Source organism: Acidovorax sp. GW101-3H11, assembly GCF_001633105.1.
Taxonomy (GTDB): Bacteria; Pseudomonadota; Gammaproteobacteria; order Burkholderiales; family Burkholderiaceae_C; genus Acidovorax.
In genome coordinates this window covers 362,880-389,170 of the sequence record NZ_LUKZ01000001.1, presented here as the reverse complement: position 1 = coordinate 389,170, position 26,291 = coordinate 362,880, and the positions used below count along the sequence as shown (strand labels likewise).

24 protein-coding genes are annotated in these 26,291 nt (G+C 66.2%); 14 read left to right on the top strand and 10 right to left on the bottom strand.

The features are described from left to right. Window positions 1-111: 111 nt before the first annotated feature. Together A1D30_RS01690 and A1D30_RS01685 are read left to right on the top strand one after the other, a co-directional pair. Entirely contained in the window at window positions 112-1,014 is a 903-nt protein-coding gene (locus tag A1D30_RS01690) for a LysR family transcriptional regulator (protein ID WP_063459070.1), read from the top strand. Window positions 1,015-1,287: 273 nt separating this feature from the next. Beyond that, window positions 1,288-1,479, top strand: coding sequence for a hypothetical protein (locus A1D30_RS01685; protein WP_063459069.1), 192 nt, complete (start codon window positions 1,288-1,290; stop codon window positions 1,477-1,479). Window positions 1,480-1,497: 18 nt separating this feature from the next. Here A1D30_RS01685 and A1D30_RS01680 read toward each other — a convergent pair whose 3' ends face one another. Continuing rightward, the gene (locus A1D30_RS01680; protein WP_063459068.1) at window positions 1,498-2,451 is read right to left on the bottom strand and encodes a LysR substrate-binding domain-containing protein; all 954 of its coding nucleotides are present in this window, start codon (window positions 2,449-2,451) and stop codon (window positions 1,498-1,500) included. A gap of 93 nt (window positions 2,452-2,544) precedes the next feature. On the opposite strand from A1D30_RS01680, the gene A1D30_RS01675 reads away from it, so the two are divergent. Genes A1D30_RS01675 through A1D30_RS01660 form a run of 4 tightly spaced genes read left to right on the top strand, consistent with a single transcriptional unit; the run spans window position 2,545 to window position 7,691 of the window. Further along, entirely contained in the window at window positions 2,545-3,897 is a 1,353-nt protein-coding gene (locus A1D30_RS01675; protein ID WP_063459067.1) for a D-serine ammonia-lyase, read from the top strand. A 53-nt stretch (window positions 3,898-3,950) separates the two neighbouring features. Further along, the gene (locus tag A1D30_RS01670) at window positions 3,951-4,937 is read left to right on the top strand and encodes a tripartite tricarboxylate transporter substrate binding protein (protein WP_063459066.1); all 987 of its coding nucleotides are present in this window, start codon (window positions 3,951-3,953) and stop codon (window positions 4,935-4,937) included. 29 nt (window positions 4,938-4,966) lie between these two features. Beyond that, window positions 4,967-6,529 carry an amidase family protein gene (locus A1D30_RS01665; protein WP_063459065.1) on the top strand — a complete coding sequence of 521 codons (1,563 nt, stop codon included), beginning with the start codon at window positions 4,967-4,969 and terminating at the stop codon, window positions 6,527-6,529. Between the two features lie 16 nt (window positions 6,530-6,545). Next, entirely contained in the window at window positions 6,546-7,691 is a 1,146-nt protein-coding gene (locus A1D30_RS01660; protein ID WP_063459064.1) for an FAD-dependent oxidoreductase, read from the top strand. An 85-nt stretch (window positions 7,692-7,776) separates the two neighbouring features. On the opposite strand, the gene A1D30_RS01655 is transcribed toward A1D30_RS01660, so the two are convergent. Continuing rightward, window positions 7,777-7,992, bottom strand: a complete 216-nt coding sequence (locus A1D30_RS01655; RefSeq protein WP_063459063.1) for a YjfB family protein — start codon at window positions 7,990-7,992, stop codon at window positions 7,777-7,779. An 84-nt stretch (window positions 7,993-8,076) separates the two neighbouring features. Further along, entirely contained in the window at window positions 8,077-8,670 is a 594-nt protein-coding gene (locus tag A1D30_RS01650; protein ID WP_063459062.1) for a YigZ family protein, read from the bottom strand. A 207-nt stretch (window positions 8,671-8,877) separates the two neighbouring features. Here A1D30_RS01650 and A1D30_RS01645 point away from each other — a divergent pair, with 207 nt between their 5' ends. Then, the gene (locus A1D30_RS01645; RefSeq protein ID WP_063459061.1) at window positions 8,878-9,069 is read left to right on the top strand and encodes a hypothetical protein; all 192 of its coding nucleotides are present in this window, start codon (window positions 8,878-8,880) and stop codon (window positions 9,067-9,069) included. A gap of 85 nt (window positions 9,070-9,154) precedes the next feature. On the opposite strand, the gene A1D30_RS01640 is transcribed toward A1D30_RS01645, so the two are convergent. After that, a complete protein-coding gene (locus A1D30_RS01640) occupies window positions 9,155-9,703 on the bottom strand; it encodes a GNAT family N-acetyltransferase (RefSeq protein WP_063459060.1) in 549 nt (182 codons plus the stop codon). Window positions 9,704-9,743: 40 nt separating this feature from the next. Then, the gene (locus A1D30_RS01635; protein ID WP_063459059.1) at window positions 9,744-10,712 is read right to left on the bottom strand and encodes a helix-turn-helix domain-containing GNAT family N-acetyltransferase; all 969 of its coding nucleotides are present in this window, start codon (window positions 10,710-10,712) and stop codon (window positions 9,744-9,746) included. A gap of 191 nt (window positions 10,713-10,903) precedes the next feature. Between A1D30_RS01635 and A1D30_RS01630 the strand changes: the two genes are divergently transcribed. Next, window positions 10,904-13,405: a YgiQ family radical SAM protein gene (locus A1D30_RS01630; protein ID WP_063459058.1), complete on the top strand. Its 2,502-nt coding sequence runs from the start codon at window positions 10,904-10,906 to the stop codon at window positions 13,403-13,405. A gap of 45 nt (window positions 13,406-13,450) precedes the next feature. On the opposite strand, the gene A1D30_RS01625 is transcribed toward A1D30_RS01630, so the two are convergent. The 3 genes from A1D30_RS01625 to A1D30_RS01615 all read right to left on the bottom strand — a co-directional run bounded on the left by A1D30_RS01625 (window position 13,451) and on the right by A1D30_RS01615 (window position 18,168). Then, window positions 13,451-15,910: an EAL domain-containing protein gene (locus A1D30_RS01625; RefSeq protein WP_242421755.1), complete on the bottom strand. Its 2,460-nt coding sequence runs from the start codon at window positions 15,908-15,910 to the stop codon at window positions 13,451-13,453. Between the two features lie 660 nt (window positions 15,911-16,570). Then, window positions 16,571-17,263, bottom strand: a complete 693-nt coding sequence (locus tag A1D30_RS01620; RefSeq protein WP_063459057.1) for a cold shock and DUF1294 domain-containing protein — start codon at window positions 17,261-17,263, stop codon at window positions 16,571-16,573. Between the two features lie 14 nt (window positions 17,264-17,277). Continuing rightward, window positions 17,278-18,168: a CoA transferase gene (locus A1D30_RS01615; protein ID WP_063459056.1), complete on the bottom strand. Its 891-nt coding sequence runs from the start codon at window positions 18,166-18,168 to the stop codon at window positions 17,278-17,280. Window positions 18,169-18,301: 133 nt separating this feature from the next. Between A1D30_RS01615 and ygiD the strand changes: the two genes are divergently transcribed. Next, entirely contained in the window at window positions 18,302-19,207 is a 906-nt protein-coding gene (ygiD, locus tag A1D30_RS01610; protein WP_063459055.1) for a 4,5-DOPA dioxygenase extradiol, read from the top strand. 87 nt (window positions 19,208-19,294) lie between these two features. Here ygiD and A1D30_RS01605 read toward each other — a convergent pair whose 3' ends face one another. Both A1D30_RS01605 and A1D30_RS01600 read right to left on the bottom strand, forming a co-directional pair. Next, window positions 19,295-19,882: a nucleotidyltransferase family protein gene (locus tag A1D30_RS01605; RefSeq protein ID WP_242421754.1), complete on the bottom strand. Its 588-nt coding sequence runs from the start codon at window positions 19,880-19,882 to the stop codon at window positions 19,295-19,297. A 34-nt stretch (window positions 19,883-19,916) separates the two neighbouring features. After that, window positions 19,917-21,113, bottom strand: a complete 1,197-nt coding sequence (locus tag A1D30_RS01600; RefSeq protein WP_063459053.1) for an amino acid aminotransferase — start codon at window positions 21,111-21,113, stop codon at window positions 19,917-19,919. Window positions 21,114-21,219: 106 nt separating this feature from the next. Here A1D30_RS01600 and uvrB point away from each other — a divergent pair, with 106 nt between their 5' ends. The 5 genes from uvrB (at window position 21,220) to iscA (ending at window position 26,208) form a co-directional block, all read left to right on the top strand. Further along, on the top strand, window positions 21,220-23,310 hold the full coding sequence (uvrB, locus tag A1D30_RS01595; protein WP_063459052.1) for an excinuclease ABC subunit UvrB: 2,091 nt from the start codon (window positions 21,220-21,222) through the stop codon (window positions 23,308-23,310). A 244-nt stretch (window positions 23,311-23,554) separates the two neighbouring features. Beyond that, window positions 23,555-24,091: a Fe-S cluster assembly transcriptional regulator IscR gene (gene iscR, locus A1D30_RS01590; protein WP_015013980.1), complete on the top strand. Its 537-nt coding sequence runs from the start codon at window positions 23,555-23,557 to the stop codon at window positions 24,089-24,091. 113 nt (window positions 24,092-24,204) lie between these two features. Next, a complete protein-coding gene (locus A1D30_RS01585) occupies window positions 24,205-25,425 on the top strand; it encodes an IscS subfamily cysteine desulfurase (protein ID WP_063459051.1) in 1,221 nt (406 codons plus the stop codon). A 39-nt stretch (window positions 25,426-25,464) separates the two neighbouring features. Continuing rightward, window positions 25,465-25,869, top strand: a complete 405-nt coding sequence (iscU, locus tag A1D30_RS01580; RefSeq protein ID WP_063459050.1) for a Fe-S cluster assembly scaffold IscU — start codon at window positions 25,465-25,467, stop codon at window positions 25,867-25,869. A 15-nt stretch (window positions 25,870-25,884) separates the two neighbouring features. Next, window positions 25,885-26,208, top strand: coding sequence for an iron-sulfur cluster assembly protein IscA (gene iscA / locus A1D30_RS01575; RefSeq protein ID WP_063459049.1), 324 nt, complete (start codon window positions 25,885-25,887; stop codon window positions 26,206-26,208). The last annotated feature ends 83 nt before the right edge of the window (window positions 26,209-26,291 follow it).

Sequence of the window (26,291 nt, the reverse complement as noted above, 5' to 3'; positions counted from 1 at the left end):
TGAGCATCCTCCCGCAAGCGCTTCTGGCCTGAATGCACTGTCCGGCCAGGCCGCACAATGGCCGCGTCATGCCGCCCTTTGCGGACCGGTGGGTGTGGAACAATCCGCCCCATGCCCGCACCCCCCGACCTCCAGCACCTGCGCGTCTTCATGGCCGTGGCCGAGTGGCGCAGCTTTCGGCGCGCGGCCCGGGCGCTGAACCTGTCGCCGTCGTCGGTAAGCCAGGCCGTGCGCACGCTGGAAGAGCGGCTGGGCGTGCCCCTGCTGCAGCGCAGCACGCGCAGCGTGGCCATGACCCAGGCGGGCACCCAGCTGCGGGCCCAGCTCACGCCGGTGATGCAGGGGCTGGACGGCGCACTGGCCGAGGCCGCCCAGTGGGGCCAGGAGGTGCGCGGGCCCCTGCGGCTCAATGTGCCGCGCAGCGCCGCCGACCTGCTGCTGGGCCCTTTGCTGGGCGGATTCTTGAAAGCCCACCCCGGCGTGGCGCTGGAGGTGTGCACCCAGGACGGGCTGGTGGACATCGTGCGCGAGGGGTTTGATGCGGGCATCCGCTTCCCCGAAGCCCTGCCGCAGGACATGGTGGCCGTGCCCATCGGGCCGCCACAGCGGTTTGCCGTGGTGGCCGCCCCCACATTGGCCACCGCCCTGGGCGTACCCGAAACCCCGCACGACCTGCTGCAGCGGCCTTGTGTGCGCCAGCGCTTCCCCAGCGGGGCGCTGTACCGCTGGCAATTTGTGCCCCCGGGTGAGGGCGCCCAGGCCTTTGACCTGGCCGTGGAAGGCCCGCTCACCGTGGACGACCAGCGCCTGGCCCTGCGTGCTGCGTTGGGGGGCGCAGGCTGGGCCTACGTGTACGAAGCCATGGCCCAGCCCCAACTGCGCGCGGGCCATCTGGTGCAGGCCTTGGCCGACTGGTGCCCGGCCGAGCCTGGCTTCGCGCTGTACTACCCCGGGCGCAAGCAGGTCAGCCCGGCACTGCGCGCCTTGATTGGATGGCTGCGGGGGCAGGGGTAGGGGCGGCGCTGGTACGGGCAGGGCGGTTTGTGCCGAGGGGTCGGTTTTCAGGCCAATGTTGCGGGATGATCAAAAATGATAGCTGCTTGGGCATGATGGATGCGCGCAAAGGGCTTTTTTTGGTCAGATTCTGGCGAATAGAGAATACGTGCAGTGGCCCAGGGTGCTTCTGGTAGCCTGCGCAGATTTTGTTGATCCGTTTCGTGGCAGCCGGGCTGTCAACGCCGCTGAAAGGGAGCTTGCTCTGTGAACCCGTCTTTTCCTATCTCACTCATGGTGTTGATCACCGGGCTTGTTGTTGTCGTGCTGGTGTTCGCGGGGGCCAAACTCTTGCCTGAGCAACATCCGCTGAAAAGGTGGGCTGCTGATTTCCTCAGCCGTCGTGGGCCTGTAGAAACCGCACGGCTAGCGGGAGTGGTGTTATTGATGCTAGTGCTGGGCACGCTGACGCTGTGGCATGCGTGACGGCAATGGAGCAGGGCGTCACGCCAGCGGCGGCAGCACCTGCGCCCGCTCCTCGCCAAACTTCCGCGCCTCGTCCCCCAGCCACTCCCGCACCAGCTCCATGGCGGGGCTCGGGTGTGTGGTGGTCACAAACGAATAGGCCGCGCGTGACGGCACGCTGCGCCCCAGCAGCGGCACCAGCCGCCCGGCTTTCACGTCCTGCAGCACCAGCGCGGCGCGGCCCATGGCAATGCCTTGGCCAGCCAGCGCGGCGCCCAGGGCCAGTTGCGACAGGTTGAACTGCTGGCCGCCCGCCCAGGGCGGTGGCGTGGCGCCCCTCTGCGCAAACCAGTGTTGCCATTCTTCGTATGTGTCGGCGCCGTCCCAGGCGCTGCCGTCGTGCAGCAGCCAGTCGCCGTGCAGGTCTTGCGGCTGGGTGATGGGCGGGTGGTGGGCCAGGAACTCGGGGCTGGCCACGGGGATGAGCCATTCGTCGAGGAACACGGTGGCGTTCAGGTCGCGATAGCCGCCCAGGTCGAAGCGCACGGCGGCTTCCACGCCGTCGCGCACCATGCGGGTGCGGTCCAGCGTGTGGAACTCGCCAAACACGCGCAGCCCGGTGTGGGGGTGCTGGCGGAAAAAGTCGCCCAGCCGGGGCGTGAGCCAGCTCATGGCAAACGAGGGCGAGCAGCTCAGCGTGGCGGTGGCGGCCTCTGCTGGCTGGCGCATCTGGGCCAGGGTGCTTTCGATGGCGTCAAAACTCTCGCGCAGCACCACGGCCAGCCACTTGCCCTCGGGCGTGGGCACCAGCGCGCGCGGGGTGCGCAGGAACAACGGGCGGCGCAGCCAGTCTTCAAGCTGTTTGACCTGCTGGCTCACCGCGCCCTGGGTGATGCACAGCTCGGCCGCCGCCTTGGTGAAGCTGCCGTGGCGGGCGGCTGCATCAAAACTGCGCAGCCAGGCGAGCAGGGAGGGGGAGAGGCGAATATCCATTATTAATACTAATGATGCGCTCAATATAAATGGCTTGTGACGGAGGCGTGACTGGCGAAAAATGAGGGCAAGACTTTTCGAGATGAACGCGCCATGACGATTGCCGAACCCCAACCTGCCATCGATGCCTTGCTGGCCACTCGCCTGCGCAACGCCCAGCCCGCCCTGTGGACCAACCCGGCGCGGCAGGCACAGCCCGCCGCCGCGCTGCCTGCACTGGGCAGGACCATTAGTCTGGATGATACGCACGCAGCGGCTGCCCGCCTGGCACGTTTTGCCGGGCTGCTGGCGCAGGTGTTCCCCGAGCTCGCCGCCACCGGGGGCGTGGTGGAGTCGCCCCTGCTGCCTGCTGCGGCCCTGGCCCCCGCGCTGGGCATGGCCGAAGCGCAAGGGAGCCTGTTCATCAAGGCCGATCACAGCCTGCCCGTGGCGGGCTCCATCAAGGCGCGGGGCGGCATGCACGAGGTGCTGGAGTTTGCCGAGGGGCTGGCGCTGCAGCATGGGCTGGTGCAGCCCGGCGGCGACTACCGCGCGCTCGCGACGCCGCAGGCGCGCGAGGTGCTGGGCCGCTACCAGGTGGCGGTGGGCTCCACCGGCAACCTGGGCATGAGCATTGGTGTGGTGGCGTCTGCCCTGGGTTTTCAGGCCACGGTGCACATGTCGGCCGATGCCAAGGAATGGAAGAAAGACCGCCTGCGCCAGCGTGGCGTGTTGGTGGTGGAACACACGGGCGACTACGAGCGCGCCGTGGCTGCGGGCCGCGCCGAGGCGGCCAGCAACCCGCTGTGCCACTTTGTGGACGACGAGCAATCGTTCTCGCTGCTGTTGGGCTACAGCGCGGCGGCGCTGCATCTGCAAAAGCAGTTGGCCGAGCAGGGCGTGGCGGTGGATGCCGAACACCCGCTCATCGTCTACCTGCCCTGTGGGGTGGGTGGCGCGCCAGCGGGCATCACCTTCGGCCTGCGGCAGGTGTTGGGGCCGCATGTGCACTGTTTTTTTGCCGAGCCGGTGCAGTCGCCGTGCTTTTTGGTGCAAATGATGGCCGGGCAGGGGGAGCATCCCTCGGTGTACGACTGGGGCCTGACCAACCGCACCGAGGCCGATGGCTTGGCCGTACCGCGCGCATCCCTGCTGGCAGCCGAGCTGATGCAGCCGCTGCTGTCGGGCGTGTTCACTGTCGCCGATGACACCTTGTTTGCGCACCTGGTGCGGGTGCTGGATGCCCTGGGCGAGCGCATCGAGCCCTCGGCTGCGGCAGGCTTCAGCGGCCCGGCCCTGCTGACGGGCACTACCGCCGGGCAGGCCTGGCTGCGCAGCACGGGCATCGACGCCGTGTTGCACCAGGCCACCCACCTGGTGTGGACCACGGGTGGCCTGCTGGTGCCCGATGCGCAGTACCAGGGCTTTGTGCAGCGCGGGCGGGCCGTGCTGACTGCGCAGGGCTGATTTCTTCTCATTCCCCGATTCCCCCAACCTTTGTGCCCTTTGGAGAGAACCCCATGAACCGCAAGCAACTGCTTTTGTCTGCCGCCCTCTGTGCTGCCTTGGGGGCCACCGCATGGGCCCCGGCCATGGCGCAAGAGGCGGCGTTCCCCACCAAGCCGATCACACTGGTGATTCCGTTCCCGCCCGGTGGCGCCACCGATGTGCTGGGGCGCCTGATTGGCAAGAAGCTGGGCGACAAGCTGGGCCAGAGCGTGGTGATCGACAACCGCGCGGGGGCGGGCACGGTGATTGGCGCGACGTCGGTGGCGCGGGCGGCGCCGGATGGCTACACGCTGCTCATGAGCTCGGGCACCACCTTCACGGTGAACCCGGCGGTGCGCGCCAAGCTGCCGTATGACCCGGTCAAAAGCTTCGAGCCCATTGGCATTGCCGGGCGCACGGGGCTGATCTTGCTGGCCAACAAGGACGTGCCGGTAGCGGATGTGAAGCAGTTCGTGGCCCTGGTGAAGGCGGGGCCGGACAAATATTCGTATGGCTCGTTCGGTGCGGGCACCACCTCGCAGTTTGCGGGCGAGATGTTTTTCCACGCGGCGGGCCTCAAGATCCAGCATGTGCCCTACAAGGGCAGCGCGCCTGCGATGACCGACCTGCTCGGCGGGCAGATCCCGTTCACGGTGGACACCGTATCGGCCGCGCTGCCGCAGCTCAAGGACGGCAAGATCAAGGCCATTGCGGTGACCTCCGGCAAACGCTCGGCCCTGCTGCCCAAGGTGCCCACGCTGGCAGAGAGCGGTTACCCGGGCCTGGAGATGGACACCTGGCTGGCCATGGTGGCGCCGCGCGGCCTGCCACCGGCCGTGAAGGCGCGGCTGGAGCTGGCGCTGGCCCAGGTGGTGGCCGACCCGGAAACGCGCGACAAGCTCATCGCCACGGGCTTTGAACCGTCCTATGCTTCGTCCAAGGCCGTCAGCGAACTCATCGACAAAGAGCTGCCGCTGATGCGTGCCATTGCCCTGCGGGCCAGCATCACCGTAGATTGACCCCGCCCCGACAAGGAGACACCCCCGAGATGACAACAACAAGCCCCCAAGCCCTGGTCGAACTGACTGCCAACGAACTGCGCCACCACATCGGCACGCGCGAGATTTCGCCGGTGGAGCTGCTCGACGCCTGCATTGCCCGCATCGAAGCCGTGAACCCGCATGTGAATGCCGTCACCGCCACCTGCTACGACCGCGCCCGCACCGAGGCCAAGGCGGCTGAGCAGGCGGTGCTGCGCGGCGAGCCGCTGGGTCTGCTGCATGGTCTGCCCATGGGCGTGAAGGACCTGGAGGCCACGGCGGGCTTGCTGACCACCTATGGATCGCAGATCTACCGCGAGCACATTCCGGCCGAGGACAACGTGCTGGTGGCGCGCCTGCGCGCTGCGGGTGCGATCGTGGCGGGCAAGACCAACATCCCCGAAATGGGCGCGGGCGCCAATTCGCGCAACACGGTGTGGGGCGCCACGGGCAACCCGTTCAACCCCAACCTGAACGCCGGGGGCTCGTCGGGCGGCTCGGCCGCTGCGTTGGCGTGCGACATGCTGCCGGTGTGCACGGGATCGGACACGGGCGGGTCGCTGCGTATTCCGGCGTCCATTTGTGGTGTGGTGGGCTTTCGGCCATCGCCCGGTGTGGTGCCGAGCTCGCGCAAGCTGCTGGGCTGGACGCCGATTTCAGTGGTGGGCCCCATGGGCCGCACGGTGGAAGAGGCCTGCCTGCAACTGGCCGCATCGGCGGGCATGTCGGCGGGTGACCCGCTGAGCTACCCGCTGGACCCGATGAGTTTCTTGCTGCCTGAAACCGTGGACCTGAGCCGCCTGCGCGTGGCCACCACCGAGGACTTTGGCGCATGCGCTGTGGACAACGGCATCCGCACCGTGTTCCGCCGCAAGGTGCAGGCCATGAAGCACCTGTTTGCCCGTTGCGACGCCATCGACATCGACCTGGGCGATGTGCACCGCTGCTTTGACGTGCTGCGCGCCGAGGCCTTTGTGGCCAGCACGCGCGAGGCCTATGAGCGCGACCCCGCCAGCCTGGGCCCCAACACCCGCGCCAACTACGAAATGGGCGCCGCCATGACGCTGCTGGACAGCGCCTGGGCGCAGGCCGAGCAGACACGCATCCTGGCGCGGTTCCAGAAGCTGTACGAGGACTACGACATCATCCTCGCGCCCACCACACCCGTGTCGCCGTTCGCATGGACCGAGCTGTTCGCCAGCCACATCAACGGCGAGCCGCAGGCCAACTACTACCGCTGGCTGGCGCTGACCTATGTGAGTACGCTCACCACCCACCCGGCGCTGAGCCTGCCGTGCGGGCTGGACGATGCTGGCATGCCGTTTGGCCTGCAGATCGTGGGCCGCTTCCGCGCCGACCGGCACACGCTGGGCGTGGGCCATGCGCTGGAGCAGGCGTTCAAGGGCATTGCAGGGTTGGCACGGCCCAGGCCCGACATCGCCAAGCTGGTACAGACGCGCGCCGAACCCGCGCTGACCTCCATCGTGACCGTGGCACCCGACCCTCGCGATGCCCGCAGCCTGCCGCGCGACGACCGAGCGGCATCGGCTGCGCAGGTATCCGCTGTTTGAGCAGGAGACACCGACCATGCAATCCGTAGACACCATCGTGATTGGCGCGGGCATTGCCGGGGCCTCTGTGGCCTGGCAATTGGTGCAGCACAGTGCCGCCGGGCAGGGCGCCAGCGTGCTGCTGCTGGAGCGTGAGTCCCAGCCTGGGTACCACACCACAGGCCGCTCTGCTGCGCTGTACATGGCGACCTATGGCACGCCCAACATCCAGGCGCTGACCCGGGCCAGCCGCGCGTTTTACGACGCCCCGCCGCCCGAGTTTGGCGCCGTCCCTATCCTCTCGCCCCGGGGCGTGGTCTACGTGGCCGGGCCGGACCAGCTGGATTTGCTGAAGCAGACCTACGAGGAAGCGCATGCCACCTCGCCCAATGTGCAGTGGGTGGAGCGGGCCGATTTGCTGGCGATGCTGCCTTGCCTCAAACCCGAGGCCGTGGCCGCAGGCATGAGCGAGCCTGAGGCGGCCGACATTGACGTGAACGCCCTGCACCAGGGCTATCTGCGGGGCCTGCGCCAGCACGGCGGACAGGTGCTGACGAACGCAGAGGTCACGGCCGTGCGCCGCGAAGGCACTGTGTGGCAGGTGATGCTGGCCGATGGGCGATTGTTTGCCGCCCCCACCATCGTCAACGCAGCGGGCGCCTGGGCCGATGTGATTGCGGGGCTGGCGGGCGTGCCGCCCATCGGTCTGGAGCCGCGCCGCCGCACGGCCTTTACCTTTCCCGTTCCGGAAGGCATGGACGCCACGCACTGGCCCGCCGTGATCGGCATTGACGAGAGTTTTTACTTCAAGCCCGACGCTGGGCAACTGCTGGGCTCACCGGCCAACGCGGATCCCACGCACCCGCACGATGTGGTGCCTGAAGAGCTGGACGTGGCCACCGGGATCTATCACATCGAGGAAATGACCCGCTTCCAGATCCGCCGCCCGTCGCACACCTGGGCCGGGCTGCGCTCGTTTGTGCCGGATGGCGACATGGTGATTGGCTGGGACAACCATGTGCCCGGCTTCTTCTGGCTGGCCGGGCAGGGCGGGTATGGGATTCAGAGCGCGGCGGGCGCCTCGTTGCTGGCGCGGCAACTGTTGCGGGGCGAGCCGCTGGCCGAGGAGCTGGTGCGCGAGGGTGTGGGGGTGGAAGGGCTCTCGCCCGCGCGTTTGCGCTGAGGTGCCTAGGCGGGAGGGGCTCAGCCCCTTAGTGTGAAATAACTTTCATGGTCCATGGGTGGCGCCGCCACCGATGCCATGAAACTTAGGCGAAGGTGTTGACGTTGGTCCCCAGCGTGCCGCTGGTGGCCAGCTGGGGCTGGGGCATGGACTGCTGCATGGCGTCCAGCAGGGTGGCGGCCGACACGGCTTGCATGTCGAGCGCCTTTTTCAGCACCACCATGTTCAGCGCGTCCGAGGTTTTGGCACTGGCCAGGTTGGTGGCGGTGCTGACGATGCTGTTGGTGAGGGCGACGTCCATGGCGATTCCTTGGGGTAATGGCCGTTTATCGGCATCCCGGCGGCGGGCTTGAGGGGTGTTACACCTCCCAAGGCGGGGCTGGGGTCAGGACCGGTTGTCCGTCCAGCCCACCCGGCCTTGTCCGCCATCGTTGATGCGCTGCACAAACGCGCCCGCTTGTGCCTCGGGCAGGCGGATCTGCAACTGCACCAGCGTGCCATGCTGCACGTCCACCAGCTCGGCGCTGGCCGATTCGACCTCGCGCCGCACGAAGCCTTCCAGCGCATAGGGCACCTGGCACTGCAGTGTGGCCATGCGCTGCAGCGTGACCTTGGGGGCGGTGAGCAAAGCCTGGGCAATGCTGTCGGTGTAGGCGCGCACCAGGCCGCCCGCACCCAGCTTCACACCGCCAAAGTAGCGCACCACGGTGGCCAGCACGCCTTCCAGGTCCTGGTGGCGCAGCACATCCAGCATGGGGCGCCCGGCGGTGCCCCCGGGTTCGCCATCGTCCACCGCAGCCGACTGGCCCCCCGCCAGCAGCGCCCAGCAGATATGGGCTGCCCCGGGGTGCTGCTTCCACAGCGCATCCACGGCCGCCTGGGCGCTGGCGCGGTCGGCCATGGGTTGCACGCAGCCGATGAAGCGGCTTTTCTTGATGATGAGTTCGCTGTGCGCGGGGGCAGCCAGGGTGTGGGGCATGGGGCAGCGAGTGTACGGCGCGCACTGTGTGACGAATGTCACGCCCGGCGTTGTCATCGCGCCGTGGGATGGGCGCCGGGGCCGGGAGTGTGCGTTCTGTCACACGCCAGAGCGGCGTGCATTCCTACACTGCCCAGATGTTGTGGTGGCCTACGCTGGCGCTACGTTTTTGAAAGCACCAGGCCCACCCGAAAAAAAGGAACTGCCATGTTTGCCACCCCGTTCTCCGCCCCCGTGTCCCCCCGTTTTGCCAGCCAGGTGTTTGGCCGGTTCATGTCCCGGTCGGCCCCGGCCGCCGCCCACAAGCCCATGGCGGCCCCCGTGGTGAACGATCCGGTGGAGGAAGAAGACGACCTGCCCGACCTGGCCCAGCGCGTGCGGGAAGTGGGCGAGTGGTAAGCGGTGCGGGGCCCGATCCCGGCTTTGCCACCGATGGCCCCTTTTGGGGCCATTGCCATTTCTGGAGCCCTGTTTGCCTTGGACTTCAGCCGCCGCCCGGGCCGCCGTCAATCAGCAGGTCCACCAGGCTGCGCGCCATGAGCACGCTGGTGTAGTTGGTCAGCGGCCGCCAGTCGCATTCGCCCACCAGCTGGTAGCCCCAGGATTCATACATCGCAATCAAGGCCGCCGCAGGCTGGGCTGTGTCCAGCGCCAAGGTGCGGGCGCCTGCCTGCCGGGCAAATGCGGTGGCATGGGCATGCAGCTCTTTGCCATAGCCCAGGCCCTTGGCCTGGGGGCTGATGCAGAACTGGCACAGCGACCAGACCGTGGGGTCGCGGTACAGCGGCACGGTGGAATCCGGCTGGGGCGGCCGCAAGGTGGCCGTGCCCACGTAGTCGTCTCCGTCCACCATCACCAGGCCGGTGCCTGACGCAAAGCGCTTGGCCGTGTCTTCCACCGACTGGTGGGTGCCCCAGTAGCGCAGGCCCAGGCGGGCGTGGGGCGCGTAGGCGGCGTGGATGAGTGCCGTGAGGCGCACCAAATCATCCTCGGGCGTGACCTGGCGGATCGTGGGACGGGGGTTGGGGGTCATGGTGGCTGCCTTGTGGGTGTGCGGTGCCAGCAGGTGTTTGTTAAAGCTTCAGTTCCCAGGTTTCGCCCACCAGTTGCTGGCCAAAGCCGTCGTAGGGCTCCGACTTGGTCAGGCGGAAGCCGCGCTGGGCATAGATGCCCCGCGCGGCGGCCAGGCAGCTGTTGGTCCACAGCACCATCTTCTTGTAGCCCTTGGCGCGCGCAAAGGCAAGGCATTCGTCGGTCAGCCGCGCGCCCAGGCCCAGTCTGCGCGCCTTGGGGGCCAGGATCAGCATGCGCAGCTGGGCCGTGGTGGGGGATTTGCGCACCACAAACACCGCACCCACCCGCTCGCCGTCCAGCTCGGCGATCCAGGCTTTCTCCCATTCGGGCTGGAACTTGCGCAGAAACTGCGCGGCAATGTCGGCCACCAGGGCTTCGAAGCGGCTGTCCCAGCCGTATTCACGCCAGTAAATTTCGCCGTGCTGCTGCACCACCCAGCCCATGTCGCCGGGCACGGGGTCGCGCAGCACGGCCATGCGCGGGGACGCGCCTGCACCCGAGGCCGGGTCCAGCAGGGTTTCGATGCGTTCCATGGCGTCCACCACCTCCTGCTGGCGCGCGGGGGGCAGGGGGGCGAGCAGGGCGGTGGCTTCGTCGCGCGAGCGCTGCTGCAGCGGCTCGAACACCGCGCGCCCGGCCTCCGTCAGGGTCAGCACGCTTTGCCGGGCGTCCTGCGCGCTGGTGCTGCGGCTGATCCACCCGGCCTGCTCGAAGCGGCGCAGGATGCGGCTCATGTAACCGCCGTCCAGCCCCAGCTCCCGCGCCAGTTCGCTGGCCACGGGGGCTTCGCGGTGGGCCAGCTCGTAGAGCACGCGCACATCGGTCAGCGACAGGTTGCTGCCCAGGTACGGGTCCAGCACCCCAATGCGGCGGGTGAAGAAGCGGTTGAAGCGGCGCACCGCTTTCACGGCGCTGGCTGGGACAGGGGTGGAGGTCCGGGCCGAAGGGGCTGGCGTGGCGGTGCTCATAAATGCCTTTGTCAGTTAATTAATTGACAAAGGCAAGTATATGCTTGACGACCATCAAGCCTGTAACAGTGAGGGGCAAGTGCTGCGAAGGCGACAAAAACCGCTTGCCAACGTAAAATCGCAGGTTACTCACCACAGACGCGCCCCACGAAGGCCCCCATTGCACCGGGGGCGGCCGCGACCCCCTTTGCATGAACGCCCCCGTTGACGTCTCCTTTTTTGCGCGCGCCGCAAAGCCTTTGACCAGCTACCGTCCGTACTGGGCCAAGCGCTTTGGCACGGCCCCGTTCCTGCCGATGAGCCGCGCCGAGATGGAGAAACTGGGCTGGGACAGCTGCGACATCATCCTGGTGACGGGCGATGCGTATGTGGACCACCCGAGCTTCGGCATGGCCGTGATCGGCCGCACGCTCGAAGCCCAGGGCTTTCGCGTGGGCATCATTGCCCAGCCCGACTGGCAAAGCGCCGAGCCCTTCAAGGCGCTCGGCAAGCCCAACCTGTTCTGGGGCGTGACGGCGGGCAACATGGATTCGATGATCAACCGGTACACCGCCGACCGGAAGATCCGCAGCGACGATGCCTACACCCCCGGCGACGTGGGCGGCAAGCGCCCTGACCGCGCGGCCATCGTTTACAGCCAGCGCTGCCGCGAAGCGTACAAGGACGTGCCCATCATTCTGGGTGGCATCGAAGGCAGCCTGCGCCGCATTGCGCACTACGACTACTGGAGCGACAAGGTGCGCCGCTCCATCGTGGTGGACAGCAAGTGCGACCTGCTGCTGTACGGCAATGCCGAGCGCGCGCTGGTCGAGGTGGCCCACCGCATTGCGGCGCGCGAACCGGTGGAGAACATCACCGACGTGCGCGGCACGGCCTTTGTGCGCCGGCCCGACGACGAAAGCGGCAAGGGCTGGTTCGAGATCGACTCCACCACCGTGGACGAGCCCGGCCGCGTGGAAGCACACATCAACCCCTACATGACCACCAGCGAGCAGGCGGCCGCTCAGGGCAGCACCTGCAGCAAGGAGGATGCTCCTGATTCTGTAGCTATCAAGGCAGATGGGACGCGCGGTAACGGCCAAAAAAGCCCTGAAAAATCCGACCCCAACCCCGCCATTCAGCCCATGCTGTTCGTGGCCAACCCCGCGCTCAAGGCCAAGCTCAAGGTGCCGCCGCGCGAGAAGAGCGTGATCCGTCTGCCCAGCTACGAGCAGGTGAAAAGCGACCCCGTGCTCTATGCCCACGCCAACCGCGTGCTGCACCTGGAGACCAACCCCGGCAACGCCCGCGCGCTGGTGCAGGCGCACGGTGAGGGCGTGACGGCGCGCGACGTGTGGATCAACCCGCCGCCCATCCCGCTGACCACGGCCGAGATGGACTACGTGTTCGACCTGCCCTACGCACGTGGCCCGCACCCCAGTTACGCCGACGAAAACGGCAGCCACGACGGCGCGACCAAGATCCCCGCGTGGGAGATGATCCGCTTCTCGATCAACATCATGCGCGGCTGCTTTGGCGGCTGCACCTTCTGTTCCATCACCGAACACGAAGGCCGCATCATCCAGAGCCGGTCCGAGGATTCGATCATTCAGGAGATCGAAGACATCCGCGACAAGGTCAAGGGCTTCACCGGCACCATCTCCGACCTGGGCGGCCCCACGGCCAACATGTACCGCCTGGGCTGCCGCTCGCCCGAGATCGAGGCTGCCTGCCGCAAGCCTAGCTGCGTGTACCCCGGCATCTGTCAGAACCTCACCACCGACCACGGCCCGCTGATCAAGATCTACCGCCGTGGCCGCGCGCTCAAGGGCATCAAGAAGATCTTGATCGGATCGGGCCTGCGCTACGACCTGGCGGTGAAGTCGCCCGAGTACGTGAAGGAGCTGGTGCAGCACCACGTGGGCGGCTACCTCAAGATCGCGCCCGAGCACACCGAGCAGGGCCCGCTCACCAAGATGATGAAGCCGGGCATCGGCAGCTATGACAAGTTCAAGCAGATGTTCGAGAAGTTCAGCGAAGAGGCGGGCAAGAAGCAGTTCCTGATCCCGTACTTCATCGCCGCGCACCCGGGCACCAGCGACGAGGACATGATGAACCTCGCCATCTGGCTGAAGAAGAACGGCTTTCGCGCCGACCAGGTGCAGACCTTCTACCCCAGCCCCATGGCCACGGCCACGGCCATGTACCACTCGGGCCGCAACACGCTCACCCGTGTGCGCCGCCAGATGCGCGACGAAGCGGAAGAGTCGGTGGACATCGTGCGCGGTGAAAAGCGCCGCCGCCTGCACAAGGCCTTTTTGCGCTACCACGACCCCAACAACTGGCCGCTGCTGCGCGAAGCGCTCAAGGCCATGGGCCGCGCGGACCTGATCGGCAATGGCAAGCAGCATTTGATCCCCACCTTCCAGCCGCTGACGGATGGTGGCTACCAGAGCGCGCGCAAGAAGAACAGCACCGCGTCCACGGGCGGCGGAGGTCTCGGCTACACCATCAACAAGGATGGCAAGGCCGTTGCCCTGCGCCCCCGCCCGCAGGATCTGAACGAGCCCAAGGGCGATGTGCGTTTTCGTGGCACGGCCCCCCAACCGGGGCGCATGCTGACCCAGCACACCGGGCTGCCGCCGCGTGTGACGGGTTCTGCCTCCAAAACCAAGCCCGCTGGCAACGGCAAGGCGTTCAAGAAAGCGCGCTGACCGCCGCCGGGTGCGCGGAACGCGCCCTGGCCCCTCAAGGAAACATCAGGCAGGGCGCTGCTGGGGGAAGGGCGTGCTGTGCGGCGGCGCGTGGCCCTGTGCCACACCGGCACCCCGCGCAGGCTCTGGCCTGGGGGTGTTGCCAAGGGCGAGGTAGTCCTCCAGCGGCACCGGCCGCGCCAGCGCATAGCCCTGCGCATAGTCCACGCCAATCTCCCGCAGGGTCTCCACGATGGCCTGGGATTCGACAAACTCCGCAATCGTCTGCTTGCCCATCACGTGGCCGATGTGGTGGATCATCTCCACCATGGCCCGGTTGGCGGGGTCGTGCAGCATGTCCTTCACAAAGCTGCCGTCGATCTTGAGGTAGTCCACCGGCAGGTGCTTGAGGTAGTTGAAGGACGACATGCCCGCGCCAAAGTCATCGAGCGCAAAGCGGCAGCCCAGCTGCTGCAGCTCCTTCATCAGCCGCACGGCATTGGGCAGGTGCGAGATGGCGCTGGTTTCCGTGATCTCGAAGCACAGCATGTGCGGGTCTACCCCCGAATCGGCCAGTGCGCTGCGGATCAGCTTGAGCAGGCTGTCGTCCCCCAGGCTGGCGCCCGAGAGGTTGATGGCGCAGGTGTGCACCGGCGGCAGGCCCGGCTGGTGCTGGTGCCGGGCCAAAGCCTCCAGCGTGTGGCGGATGACCCAGCGGTCGATGGAGGTCATCATGCCGTAGTGCTCGGCGGCCGGGATGAAGGCGCCGGGCGCAATCAGCTGGCCATCATCCTCGCGCAGGCGCAGCAGCACCTCCATGTGCAAGCCGGTTTCGCCGCTGGGCTGCAGCGGGGCAATGGCCTGGGCGTGCAGCTGGAACTGGTTGTGCTCCAGCGCCAGGCGCAGGCGCCGCACCCAGTCCATCTCGCCCTCGCGGCGGCTCATTTCGATGTCTTCCGTCTGGTAGATGAAGACGCGGTTGCGCCCGCCTTCCTTGGCGCGGTAGCAGGCCATGTCGGCCACGCGCATGGCCTCCTGGATGGAAGTGAGCGCGGGGATGAGCTGCACCATGCCGATGGACAGGCCGGTGCGCAGCTGCTGGCCGCCCCAGGTCAGCCGCAGCTCCTGCCCGGCCTGGCGCAGCTGCTCGGCGATGCGGGCCGAAGGCCCGGCCGGGCAGTCCTTGAGCAGGATGCCGAACTCGTCGCCGCCCAGGCGCGCCAGCGTGTCGCCTTCGCGCAGGTGGCTTTGCAGCATGCGGCAGACCTCGCGCAGCATCTCGTCGCCCGCCTGGTGGCCGCAGGTGTCGTTGATGAGCTTGAACTGGTCCATGTCCACATACAGCAGCGAGCCCTCGCGCCCCACGGGGCGGGGCTGGGCCAGCAGGGCTTCGAGCCGGTGCTCGAACTCGCGCCGGTTCACGAGGCCGGTGAGCGCATCGTGGCTGGCCTGCCACGACAGCTGCTCCACATAGTGCTGCTCGCGCGTCACGTCGTGCAGCACCAGCACGGCGCCGGTCAGTGCATCGCGGTGGCGGATGGGCGAGCCCACCAGCTTGACCGGCACGACGGTCTGGTCCGGGCGCACCAGTGTGGTGTGCACATTGCCCAAGGCCGCGCTGCTGCTGCGCAGGATGTTCTGCACCAGCGTGTCGGCAGACAGGGGCGGCGCCTCGCCATCGAACACCAGCAGCTGCGCCAGCGGCTGGCCGGTGGCCTCGATGGCCGGGCGGGCCAGCAGGGCCTCGGCGGCGGGGTTCATGTAGAGCACCTGGCCCTGGGTGTTGGTGGTCACCACACCGTCGCCAATGGCGGTCAGGGTGGTGCGGGCCTGCTCGCGTTCGGCCTCCAGGGCCTGCTCGGCGCGGCGGCGCTGCTCCAGCAGGCCGTGGGTGTGCCACAGGGTCAGCACGATCAGCACGGCCGCCATGCCCATGTTGGTCCACATCAGCAGCAGCACGATCTGGCGCGAGCTTTCGCCCAGGGCCTCGCTGAAGTTGCGCGCGGCGGGGGTCACGCCGGCGTTGATCTCGTGGATGGTGTCCTGCCACCGCTGCCGGGTGGCGGCGTCCGCCGTGCCGTCGGTGTTGCGCTGGTGGATCTCGTGCGACAGCTCGCGCAGCGCGTTGATGTATTCGTCGCCGATGAGCCAGTGGCTCACGGGTTTTTTGACCAGGTCCAGGTGGTTGAAGTAGCGCAGCAGCCAGATCAGGCTGTCGATGTCGTCCGGGTGGTTGCCGCCGCGCAAAAAGCCCTCGCGCGCCACATCGGTCTGCACCTGGCCGGGCTGCAGGGCCAGCCGCGCCGCCCGGTCGCCCAGGGGGATGTCCATGGCGCGCACAAACCCGTCAAACGCCTGGGGCGAGCCATTGATCGCGTACTGGTGGAGGTGGTAGATGGCGTCCTTCTGCCCCTTGGTCCACAGACTTTCGCCCGCCACAAAGGCGCGCACGCCGGACAGAACCTGCAGGCTGGCCGTGGCACAGGCGGCCAGCAGCAGCACCATCACGATGAAGGGCCATGTCACCCGCAGGGTCAACGGCACCGGTTTTCGCTCGACTGGCTGCTCTGGCTGCTGCAACACATCCATGGATTGGCCCCCCGCCTCATGCTTCGTTGCCGGGCGCTGGCCGTGGCCAGCGTGCCCTAGGGATGTCCTGCATAACTCCCTGCGGTCCGTGATAGCGCGGTCTCGGGCGGTCCGCTGCGTTGCTTTTCTTGCCAATAGCCGAGCTATTGGCTGCAAAAAGTCGCCTTGCGGCCCATCCCGATCCGCACCACCACCGACTCGCGAGGGTTATGCAGGACATCCCTAGCTGCTTTGCTTTGCTTTGCTGTGCCTGCACCGTGCGTGAACCGACTTCGCCGTGGCTGGAACCCCAGATCGGTGGATCGTGCTGCAGTGCAATGCCTGCGAACCACTATATAGCGATCAATTGGCAGACGCATGCAAAGTTTGGCAAGCGGAGGGGTGTGCTTGTTGCCGTCTGCTGCTGTGGGCGTTTGGGGCTGGTGCGCCAGTGCTGTCCGTTCAGACGGGGCGCACAGCAGCCGACGTGGCGGCGGTTGCCGGGCCCGTGCTGTGGCCTCTATAGTGCAACGGGTGCTCAAAATACAAGCAAAAATGGCCGTTGCCGCGCGCCCATCATGCACTTTACGCTATCAAAATAGAAGCATTTTGGAGCCGCTACCGCAGCCACCCGCCCACCCAGGCCCCCAGCACCGCGCAATGCAGCACCACCGTGGCCCAGTACATGGTGCGGAACTCCTGCTTGCTCGACTTGTGCCGCAGCCACTGCTGCGCGCACCACGCACCCGGCCAGCCCCCTGCCAGGCTGAGCAGGTGCAGGTGTTTTTCTGGTGTGCGCCACCGGCCGTTTTGTGCTGCGCTTTTGTCCATGGCATAGGTGACAAAGGTCAGGAGGTTGATGGCTGCAGCAGCGCCCAGTGACCACAGAGGGAGCCTGCCCGCCCAGACGCCCCAGGCCAGCAGTGCGGCCCAGCCCAGCATCAGGAGCAGGGTGGGCAGGGCCGGGGCATTGGCCCCCGGCTGCGTTTTTGCCGGGCGCTCGCGGCGCGGGGCGGATGGTGGTGCAGGGGCGCGCGCGTGCTGCGCCTTGCGCGGCGGCGCCGTTGCAGGCGCGCTGGGGGCTGGGCGGGTTGCGCCCCCGGCCTGGGCCGCAGGCTGCACCGCCATGGCCCGGGGCCCCTTGCCGCCCACGTGGATTTCTTCGTAGACCACAGCCAGCCCCTCGCGGGGAGCTGCGCTGCCCCGGTAGTCCCGCACATGAAAGAACACGTCGGCGGATGTGTCGGGGCTGCGGATAAAGCCGAACGCGCGCGTCGCGTCCCAGCGGATGACGGTGCCTTGTTTCTGCATCGGTAAAAAAGGGATCAGGCGAGGGTGTGCAGGGGAATGTCTTGCGCCACGGCGAGCGCGTCCAGCTGGGCGCGGGTCTGCGTGTGCAGAAAGGCTGCCACGGCGGCGTGCGTGGCCGGGGCGCGCAGCACTTCTGGGTCGCCCGTGGCGGGCAGGCTCGCAGCGGCGCACAGGCTGGCGGCAAAGTGCGGTTCCAGCGCGGCCACGGCCACGCGGCCGTCGGCGCAGGGGTAGATGCGGTAGCCCGCGTGGTGGCCGCCCACGTCGCCCTCGGGCGTGGTCAGGCCCCAGTCGCGCGGCTGGGCGAGCCAGGCGGCGGCGTCGGCCAGGGCCACTTCGATGCACACGCCGCTGCCGGTGTGGGCGCGCTCCAGCAGGGCTTGCAGCACGGCTTCGCTGGCCATCAGGGCGCCGCCCATGTCGGCGTAGAGCGTGGGGGGCATCTCGGTGCCGGTCACCAGGCCCGCATCGGCCAGGTAGGTGAGGTCGTGGCCGGGCTCCTCGGCCCGCTCTGCCGCTGCGCCCACGATGCGCACCAGCGACAGGCGCGGGTACTTCGCTTGCAGGGCCTCCCAGCCAAGGCCCAGCTTGGTGAGCGCCGAGGGGCGGAACGAGGTGATGAGCACATCGGTGCGGGCCAGCTCTGCGTGCAGCGCGGCCTGGCCTTCGGGTATCTTGAGGTGGGCATGCACCACGCGCACGCCCTGGTGCAGCGTGGCATAGGCCGCCGGGCTGTAGATGCCCATGGGGTCGGCGCTGGGGTGGCCGGGGGGCGGGGGCGGTTCGAGCTTGGTGCACTCGGCGCCCATGCGGGCACAGCGCATCAGGGCGGCGGGGCCGGGCAGGTTGAGGGCAAGGCTGAGGACGCGGGCGTTGCGCAGGGGCTGGGGCAGGGCGGTGGTCATGGGCTCTGGGTTGTCTCGGTGTTGTGGTTTTGGACGGAAGGTGTGGCGCCGGAACTTCACTGGGCGCGCGGGCTCACTCCCTGCGTTATACATAATTTGTTACGCTCCCTGACCCATGCAACGCAGAACCTCTTTGGCCGCCCTCACGGGCCTGGCCGCCTTTCCGGGAGCTTTCATGACCACGTCCCTGAGCAGCGCCGCCACGGCATCGGCATTGCAGGCGCTCAAGCCCTCGCCCCGCATGCCCGTGCTGTTTGTGGGCCACGGCAGCCCCATGAACGCCATCGAGGACAACGCCTGGCGCCGCAGCTGGCAGGCCATGGGCGCGGAGCTGATGGCGCGCGCGGTGCAGCCGCAGCTTATCCTGTGTGTGTCGGCCCATTGGCTCACACGCGGCGGCTGGCAGCTCACCGGCATGGCTAACCCCAAAACCATCCACGACTTTGGCGGCTTCCCCCAGGCGCTGTTTGACCAGCAGTACCCTGTGCCGGGCGCCCCGGCCGTGGCGCGCAGCCTGGCCAAGGAGCTGAAATCTCCCGCCACCGGTGCCGCATTGGGGGTGGATGAGGGTGAGTGGGGCCTGGACCACGGCACCTGGTCGGTGCTCAAGCCCATGTTCCCCCAGGCGCGCATCCCGGTGATGCAGCTGAGCATGGACTACAGCCGCGCCCCGGCCGAGCACTATGCGCTGGGCCAGCAGCTCAAGGCCCTGCGCGAGCGCGGCGTGCTGATTGTGGGCAGCGGCAACATTGTGCACAACCTGCGCCTCACCCGCCGGGGCACGGCGGCCAACGAGGCGTATGACTGGGCTGCCGAGTTCGACACCGTAGTGCAGGAGCAGATCAAAAAAGGCCAACTGGGCGCCCTGCAAGACTTCCAGAAGCTGGGTGCCATGGCCCAGCAGGCACACCCCACGTACGAGCACTACCTACCGCTGCTGTACGCCGCCGGTGCGGTGGAGTCCAGCGAGATGCCGCGCTTTTTCAACACCGGCTACCAGTCGGCGTCGATCTCGATGCGGTCGGTGCTGTGGGGGTGACAGGTTGCATCGATGCCGCTTTGGGTGTTTTGCTCTGATATTGATAGCTGTTAGCGCTTATCCATCAGGCGGAAGAGGCCGAAAAGGCTAGAAATTCTCAGGCCGTGCGCCGGTGGCGGGCAACATCGGCTGGATGGTCAGCCACGGCCAGCGCTCCCGGTAACTGTCTGCCTTGGCCTGGAACAGCGGCAGGTGGGGGCAGGCCGGGTTGGGGCGCATCAGCCCGGCATACAGCTCCGCGAGGCCGTAGGGAGCGTACAGCAACGGTGGGGTTTGTATTGTGTTGCCAGGTTGCAAACCCACGCAGGTGCAGGGCACCAGAAAACGCTCGATCCCGTGGCGGGCCGATTGCAGTGGCGCATACGGGTAGCCAAACCAGCGCTCGTACCAGAGGTGCACGCGCGCCTGGTTCTTGGCTTCCACGGTGATGGGCAGGTCGGCGAAGAGAGTGGAGACGCGGGCTTGCACCTGCTGCTCCGCCGATTCGGACAAGTCGTCGCCGTCGAAGTAGAACAGGTCGTAGTCCTTGATGTGCGCCGTGGGCCCCAGGCCGGAGCGCAGGTTCCATACCGTCTGGAACAGGCAGCCTGCGACCAGCCACGCATCGGGCAGGCCCAGAAACGGCAAACGCTCCAGAAGGACCGCGTTGTGCGGGTTCTGGAGCGTTTCGCTCACAAAGCGGCGCGCGAGCGCCGCTTTGTCATCCTGCTCAGACGACCTTTGCAATGGCTTGGCAGACGTAGTCGATGTTCTTGCTGTTCAAGGCCGCGACGCACATGCGGCCGGTATCGGTGCCGTACACGCCGAACTCATTGCGCAGGCGCACCATCTGGTCCTTGGACAGGCCGGAGTAGCTGAACATGCCGATCTGGGTGGTGATGAAGCTCATGTCCTGCTTCACACCAGCGGCCTTCAGGCCATCGACCAGCTTCTGGCGCATGGCCTTGATGCGCACGCGCATTTCGGCCAGTTCTTGTTCCCACATCGCACGCAGCTCGGGGTTGTTCAGCACGGCGGCCACCACTGCGCCACCGTGGATGGGTGGGTTGGAGTAGTTGGTGCGGATCACGATCTTGAGCTGGCTCAGCACGCGGCTGGCTTCTTCCTTGTCGGCGCACAGCACCGACAGGCCGCCGACGCGCTCGCCGTACAGGCTGAAGCTCTTGGAGAACGAGGTGGAGACGAAGAAGTTCAGGCCAGCGGCCACAAACTTGCCGATCACAGCGCCGTCTTCGGCGATGCCGTGGCCGAAGCCCTGGTAGGCCATGTCCAGGAAAGGGGTCAGGCCCTTGGCTTTGACGGCGGCGATGACCTGGTCCCACTGGGCGGCGGTGATGTCGTAGCCGGTGGGGTTGTGGCAGCAGGCGTGCAGCACAACGATGGTGCCGGGGGCCGCAGCGTTCAGGCTGGCCAGGAAGCCTTCGAAGTTCACGCCGCGCTTTTCGGCGTCGTAGTACGCGTAGGTATCGACTTCAAAACCGGCGTTGGTGAACAGCGCGCGGTGGTTTTCCCAGCTGGGGTCGGAGATCAGTACCTTGGCACTGGGGCTGACCTTCTTCAGGAAGTCAGCACCGATCTTCAGGCCGCCGGTGCCGCCGATGGCTTGCACGGTGGCCACGCGGCCGGACGTCACGGGTTCGCTGTCGGCACCGAACACCAGGCTCTTGACGGCGTTGTCATAAGCCACGATGCCGTCGATAGGCAGGTAGCCACGGGCCGTGGGGGTGGACATCATGGTCTTTTCTGCGGCCTGCACACATTGCAGCAGGGGCAGCTTGCCGTTGTCGTCGAAATAAACGCCGACGCCCAGGTTGACCTTGTTGGGGTTGGTGTCGGCGTTGAATTGCTCGTTGAGGCCCAGGATGGGGTCGCGGGGGGCCATTTCGACGGCGGTGAACAGAGACATGAAAATCCTTGAAAGGTTGTCAGTAGCGAAGAATCCGGGCGTGGTGTACTGTGCCGGGTTCCGCCGATTTTAGCGGCCCGTCTGCCCGACCCGTTGACCACGTCCCATGCCAGATATCACCGAAGTCATAACTGAAAAGCAAGACGGCGAGTTCGTCCATTTCCCCGACTCTCCCTTTGAGCTGTTCCAGCCGTACCCGCCTGCAGGCGACCAGCCCGAGGCCATTGCCAAGCTGGTGGAGGGCCTCAATGACGGGGAGACTTTTCAGACCCTGCTGGGTGTGACGGGCTCGGGCAAGACCTTCACCATGGCCAACGTGATCGCGCGCATGGGCCGCCCGGCCATCATCTTTGCGCCCAACAAGACGCTGGCAGCGCAGCTCTACAGCGAGTTTCGCGAGTTCTTCCCCAAGAACGCCGTGGAGTATTTCGTGAGCTATTACGACTACTACCAGCCCGAGGCGTATGTGCCACAGCGCGACCTGTTCATCGAGAAGGACAGCGCCATCAACGAGCACATCGAGCAGATGCGGCTCTCGTGCACCAAGAGCCTGATGGAGCGCAAGGACGTGGTGATTGTGGCCACGGTGTCGGCCATCTATGGCATTGGCGAGCCCGAGAGCTACCACCGCATGGTGATGACGCTGCGCGTGGGCGACAAGCTGGGGCAGCGCGACGTGATTGCCCAGCTGATCCGCATGCAGTACCAGCGCAACGAGGCGGACTTTTCGCGCGGCAAGTTCCGCGTGCGGGGCGACACGATTGACGTGTTTCCGGCCGAGCATTCCGAGCTGGCGATCCGCATCGAGCTGTTCGACGACGAGGTGGAAAGCCTGCAGCTGTTCGACCCGCTCACGGGGCGCGTCAAGCAGAAGATCCCGCGCTTCACTGTCTACCCCAGCAGCCACTACGTCACCCCGCGCGACAAGGTGCTGGCGGCGGTGGAGACCATCAAGATCGAGCTGGCCGAACGCCTGCAGCAGTTGGTGGCCGACGGCAAGTTGGTGGAGGCCCAGCGCCTGGAGCAGCGCACACGCTTTGACCTGGAGATGCTCAGCGAAGTAGGGCACTGCAAGGGCATCGAGAACTACACCCAGCACCTGTCGGGCGCCGCGCCCGGCGATCCGCCCAGCACGCTGACGGACTACATGCCCCGCGATGCGCTGATGTTCCTGGACGAAAGCCACCAGATGATCGGCCAGCTCAGCGCCATGTACAACGGCGACCGCGCGCGCAAGACCACGCTGGTCGAGTACGGCTTTCGGCTACCCTCGGCGCTGGACAACCGGCCGCTCAAGTTCGAGGAGTTCGAGCAGCGCATGCGGCAGGTGATTTTTGTCACCGCCACGCCGGCGGACTATGAGCGGACCCATTCCGGCCAGATCGTGGACCAGGTGGTGCGCCCCACCGGCCTGGTGGACCCGATCGTGGAGGTGCGCCCCGCCACCCACCAGGTGGACGATGTGCTGCAGGAGATCCGCATCCGGGTGGAGAAAGAGGAGCGTGTGCTTATCACCACGCTGACCAAGCGCATGGCCGAGCAGCTGACCGACTACCTCACCGACAACGGCGTGAAGGTGCGCTACCTGCACAGCGATGTGGACACCGTGGAGCGCGTGGAAATCATCCGCGACCTGCGTCTGGGCGCGTTTGATGTGCTGGTGGGCATCAACCTGCTGCGCGAGGGGCTGGACATCCCCGAGGTGTCGCTGGTGGCGATCCTGGATGCCGACAAGGAAGGCTTCCTGCGCGCCGAGCGCAGCCTGATCCAGACCATTGGCCGTGCGGCGCGTAACCTTAATGGCAAGGCCATCCTGTACGCCGACCGCATCACTGAGTCCATGAAAAAAGCCATGGGCGAGACGGAACGCCGCCGCATCAAGCAGATTGCACACAACGAGGAACACGGGATCACACCGCGCAGCATTGTCAAGCGGGTAAGAGACCTGATTGACGGGGTCTACAGCGAAAAAGCGGGCAAGGACGCCGAGCGGCTGGAGCAGGAAGCCCTGCAGCGCGCGAAGGTGGAGGACATGTCCGAGAAGGATGTGGCGCGCGAGATCAAGCGGCTGGAAAAGCTCATGCTGGAGCATGCACGCAACCTGGAGTTCGAGCAGGCCGCACGGGTGCGCGACCAGCTGACAAGGCTCAAAGACCAGGCGTTTGGCGCACACGGAGGCGACTCGGTGGCCTTGTGATCGGGGTGGTGAAAGGCCAAAAAATACAATCCAGACCAAATTGCGACCTGTTGGTTTTTTATCCCGACAAATTCAATAGGGATTTGTGTTATACTTGCACAAAACACTCAAGAACAAAGCCCAACGATGAAGGGCTCCGCGCAGACCGCTGTGTGGAGTAAGGGGCGGAGACGGTGCCCGTGCTGACCACTAGCCAGCGCAGGCAGTTTCTTTAACGAACGAGCCTCAGCACAAGGAGCTTGCAATGCGTCTCACCACCAAAGGCCGTTTTGCGGTCACTGCCATGATTGACCTGGCACTGCGTCAGAACAACGGCCCCGTCACCTTGGCTGCGATCAGCCAGCGCCAGCAGATTTCGCTGTCCTACCTCGAACAGCTTTTTGGCAAGCTGCGCCGCCATGAACTGGTGGAATCCACCCGTGGCCCCGGCGGCGGCTACACCCTGGCCCGCAAGGCAGGCGACATCACGGTGGCCGACATCATTGTGTCGGTGGACGAGCCGATTGACGCCACGCAGTGCGGTGGCAAGGAAAACTGCCTGGGCGAAGCCGGCCGCTGCATGACGCACGAGCTGTGGGCCTCGCTCAACCAGCGCATGGTGGAGTTCCTCGACTCCGTGACCCTGCAAAAACTCGTGGACGAACAACTCGCCAAGGGCGTACAGATCGAAGACAAACCCGTGGTGCGCCGCGCGATCTCGACGACACCCGTGGTCAAGCCCATTCGCGTCAACGCCCCTAATTCGGTGTTTGCGCTGGGCAACGTTTTCGCGAAATCCTGACACCCGCAGAGCCCGCGCCGACCCTTGGGGTCGGCACCGCCCTGAACGCGATTTTCTGAACATCGACCTTTTTCTCGTAAATCTGCCAGCCAGACACCCTTACTGAGCCAGCCATGGACATGACCCCGCACTTCCCCATCTATCTCGACTATGGCGCCACGACCCCGGTGGACCCCCGTGTGGTGGACGCCATGATCCCGTGGCTGCGTGAGCATTTCGGCAACGCGGCATCGCGCAGCCATGCCTGGGGCTGGGAGGCCGAAGAGGCCATCGAGAAGGCGCGTGTTCAGGTGGCCGACCTGATCGGTGCAGACCCTCGCGAAATCGTCTGGACCAGTGGCGCCACCGAGTCCATCAACCTCGCCCTGAAGGGCGCTGCCCAGTTCTACAAAGGCAAGGGCAAGCACCTCATCACCCTCAAGACCGAGCACAAGGCCGTGCTGGACACCATGCGCGAGCTGGAGCGCCAGGGTTTTGAAGCCACCTACCTCGATGTGCAGGAAGACGGTCTGGTCAACATGGATGCGCTCAAGGCGGCCATCCGCCCCGACACCATCCTGGTGAGCATCCTGTTCGTGAACAACGAAATCGGCGTGATCCAGGACATCCCCGCCATCGGCGCGCTGTGCCGAGAAAAGGGCATCCTGCTGCACGTGGATGCCGCTCAGGCCACGGGCCGCATTGCCATCGACATGGCCACCTTGCCCGTCGATCTGATGAGCATGACGGCCCACAAGACCTATGGCCCCAAGGGCGTGGGTGCGCTGTATGTGCGCCGCAAGCCCCGCGTGCGCCTGGAAGCGCAGATGCACGGTGGTGGCCACGAGCGCGGCATGCGCTCGGGCACCTTGCCCACGCACCAGATCGTGGGCATGGGCGAGGCCTTCCGCATCGCCAAGGAAGAAATGCCCGAATCCAACGCCAAGGCCCACGCGCTGCAGCAACGGCTTCTGGACGGTTTGAAGGACATCGAACAGGTGTTCATCAACGGCAGCATGGAGCGCCGCGTGCCACAAAACCTGAACATGAGCTTCAACTACGTCGAAGGCGAGTCGCTCATCATGGGCATCAAGGGCTTGGCGGTGTCGTCGGGTTCAGCCTGCACCTCGGCCAGCCTGGAGCCCAGCTATGTGCTGCGCGCCCTGGGCCGCAGCGATGAGCTGGCCCACAGCAGCCTGCGCATGACCATCGGCCGTTTCACGACCGAGGAAGAGATCGACTACGCGATCTCCACCATCCGCGAGAACGTGGCCCGCCTGCGCGAACTGAGCCCGCTGTGGGAGATGTACAAGGACGGCATCGACATCAGCACCATCCAGTGGGCTGCGCACTGAATCCCCGAAGATTTTTGAAGCATTGAAGAGGTACACATCATGGCTTACTCAGAAAAAGTGGTTGACCATTACGAAAACCCCCGCAACGTGGGTTCCTTCGACAAGGGTGACGATTCGGTGGGCACCGGCATGGTGGGCGCGCCCGCCTGCGGCGACGTGATGAAGCTGCAGATCAAGGTGAACCCCGCGACCGGCGTGATCGAAGACGCGCGTTTCAAGACCTACGGCTGCGGTTCGGCCATTGCCTCGTCATCGCTCGTGACCGAGTGGGTCAAGGGCAAGACGCTGGACGAAGCGGCAGCGCTCAAGAACAGCGAAATCGCCGAAGAACTGGCCCTGCCGCCCGTGAAGGTGCACTGCTCCATCCTGGCCGAAGACGCCATCAAGGCGGCCGTGCTGGACTACAAGACCAAGCACGCAGCCACTGCCGCCACCGCAGCCTGATCCACCGAGAGCGATATGGCCATCACGCTGACAGAAGCCGCTGCACGGCACGTCAACCGCTATCTTGCCCGCCGAGGCAAGGGCCTGGGCGTGCGCCTGGGGGTCAAGACGACCGGCTGCTCGGGGCTTGCCTACAAGCTGGAGTATGTGGACGACAGCGAGCCTGAGGACATCGTGTTTGAAAACCACGGCGTCAAGGTGCTCATCGACCCCAAAAGCCTGGCCTACATCGATGGCACCGAGCTGGACTTTGTGCGCGAGGGCCTGAACGAAGGCTTCAAGTTCAACAACCCCAACGAGCGTGACCGCTGCGGTTGTGGGGAGAGCTTCCGCGTCTGAGAAGGTGTGAACGCTCGCCAGCCCGCTGCGCTGCACCGTGAAACCGCCAACGCGCTTTGTGCTGGCGGTTTTTTCTTGCACTT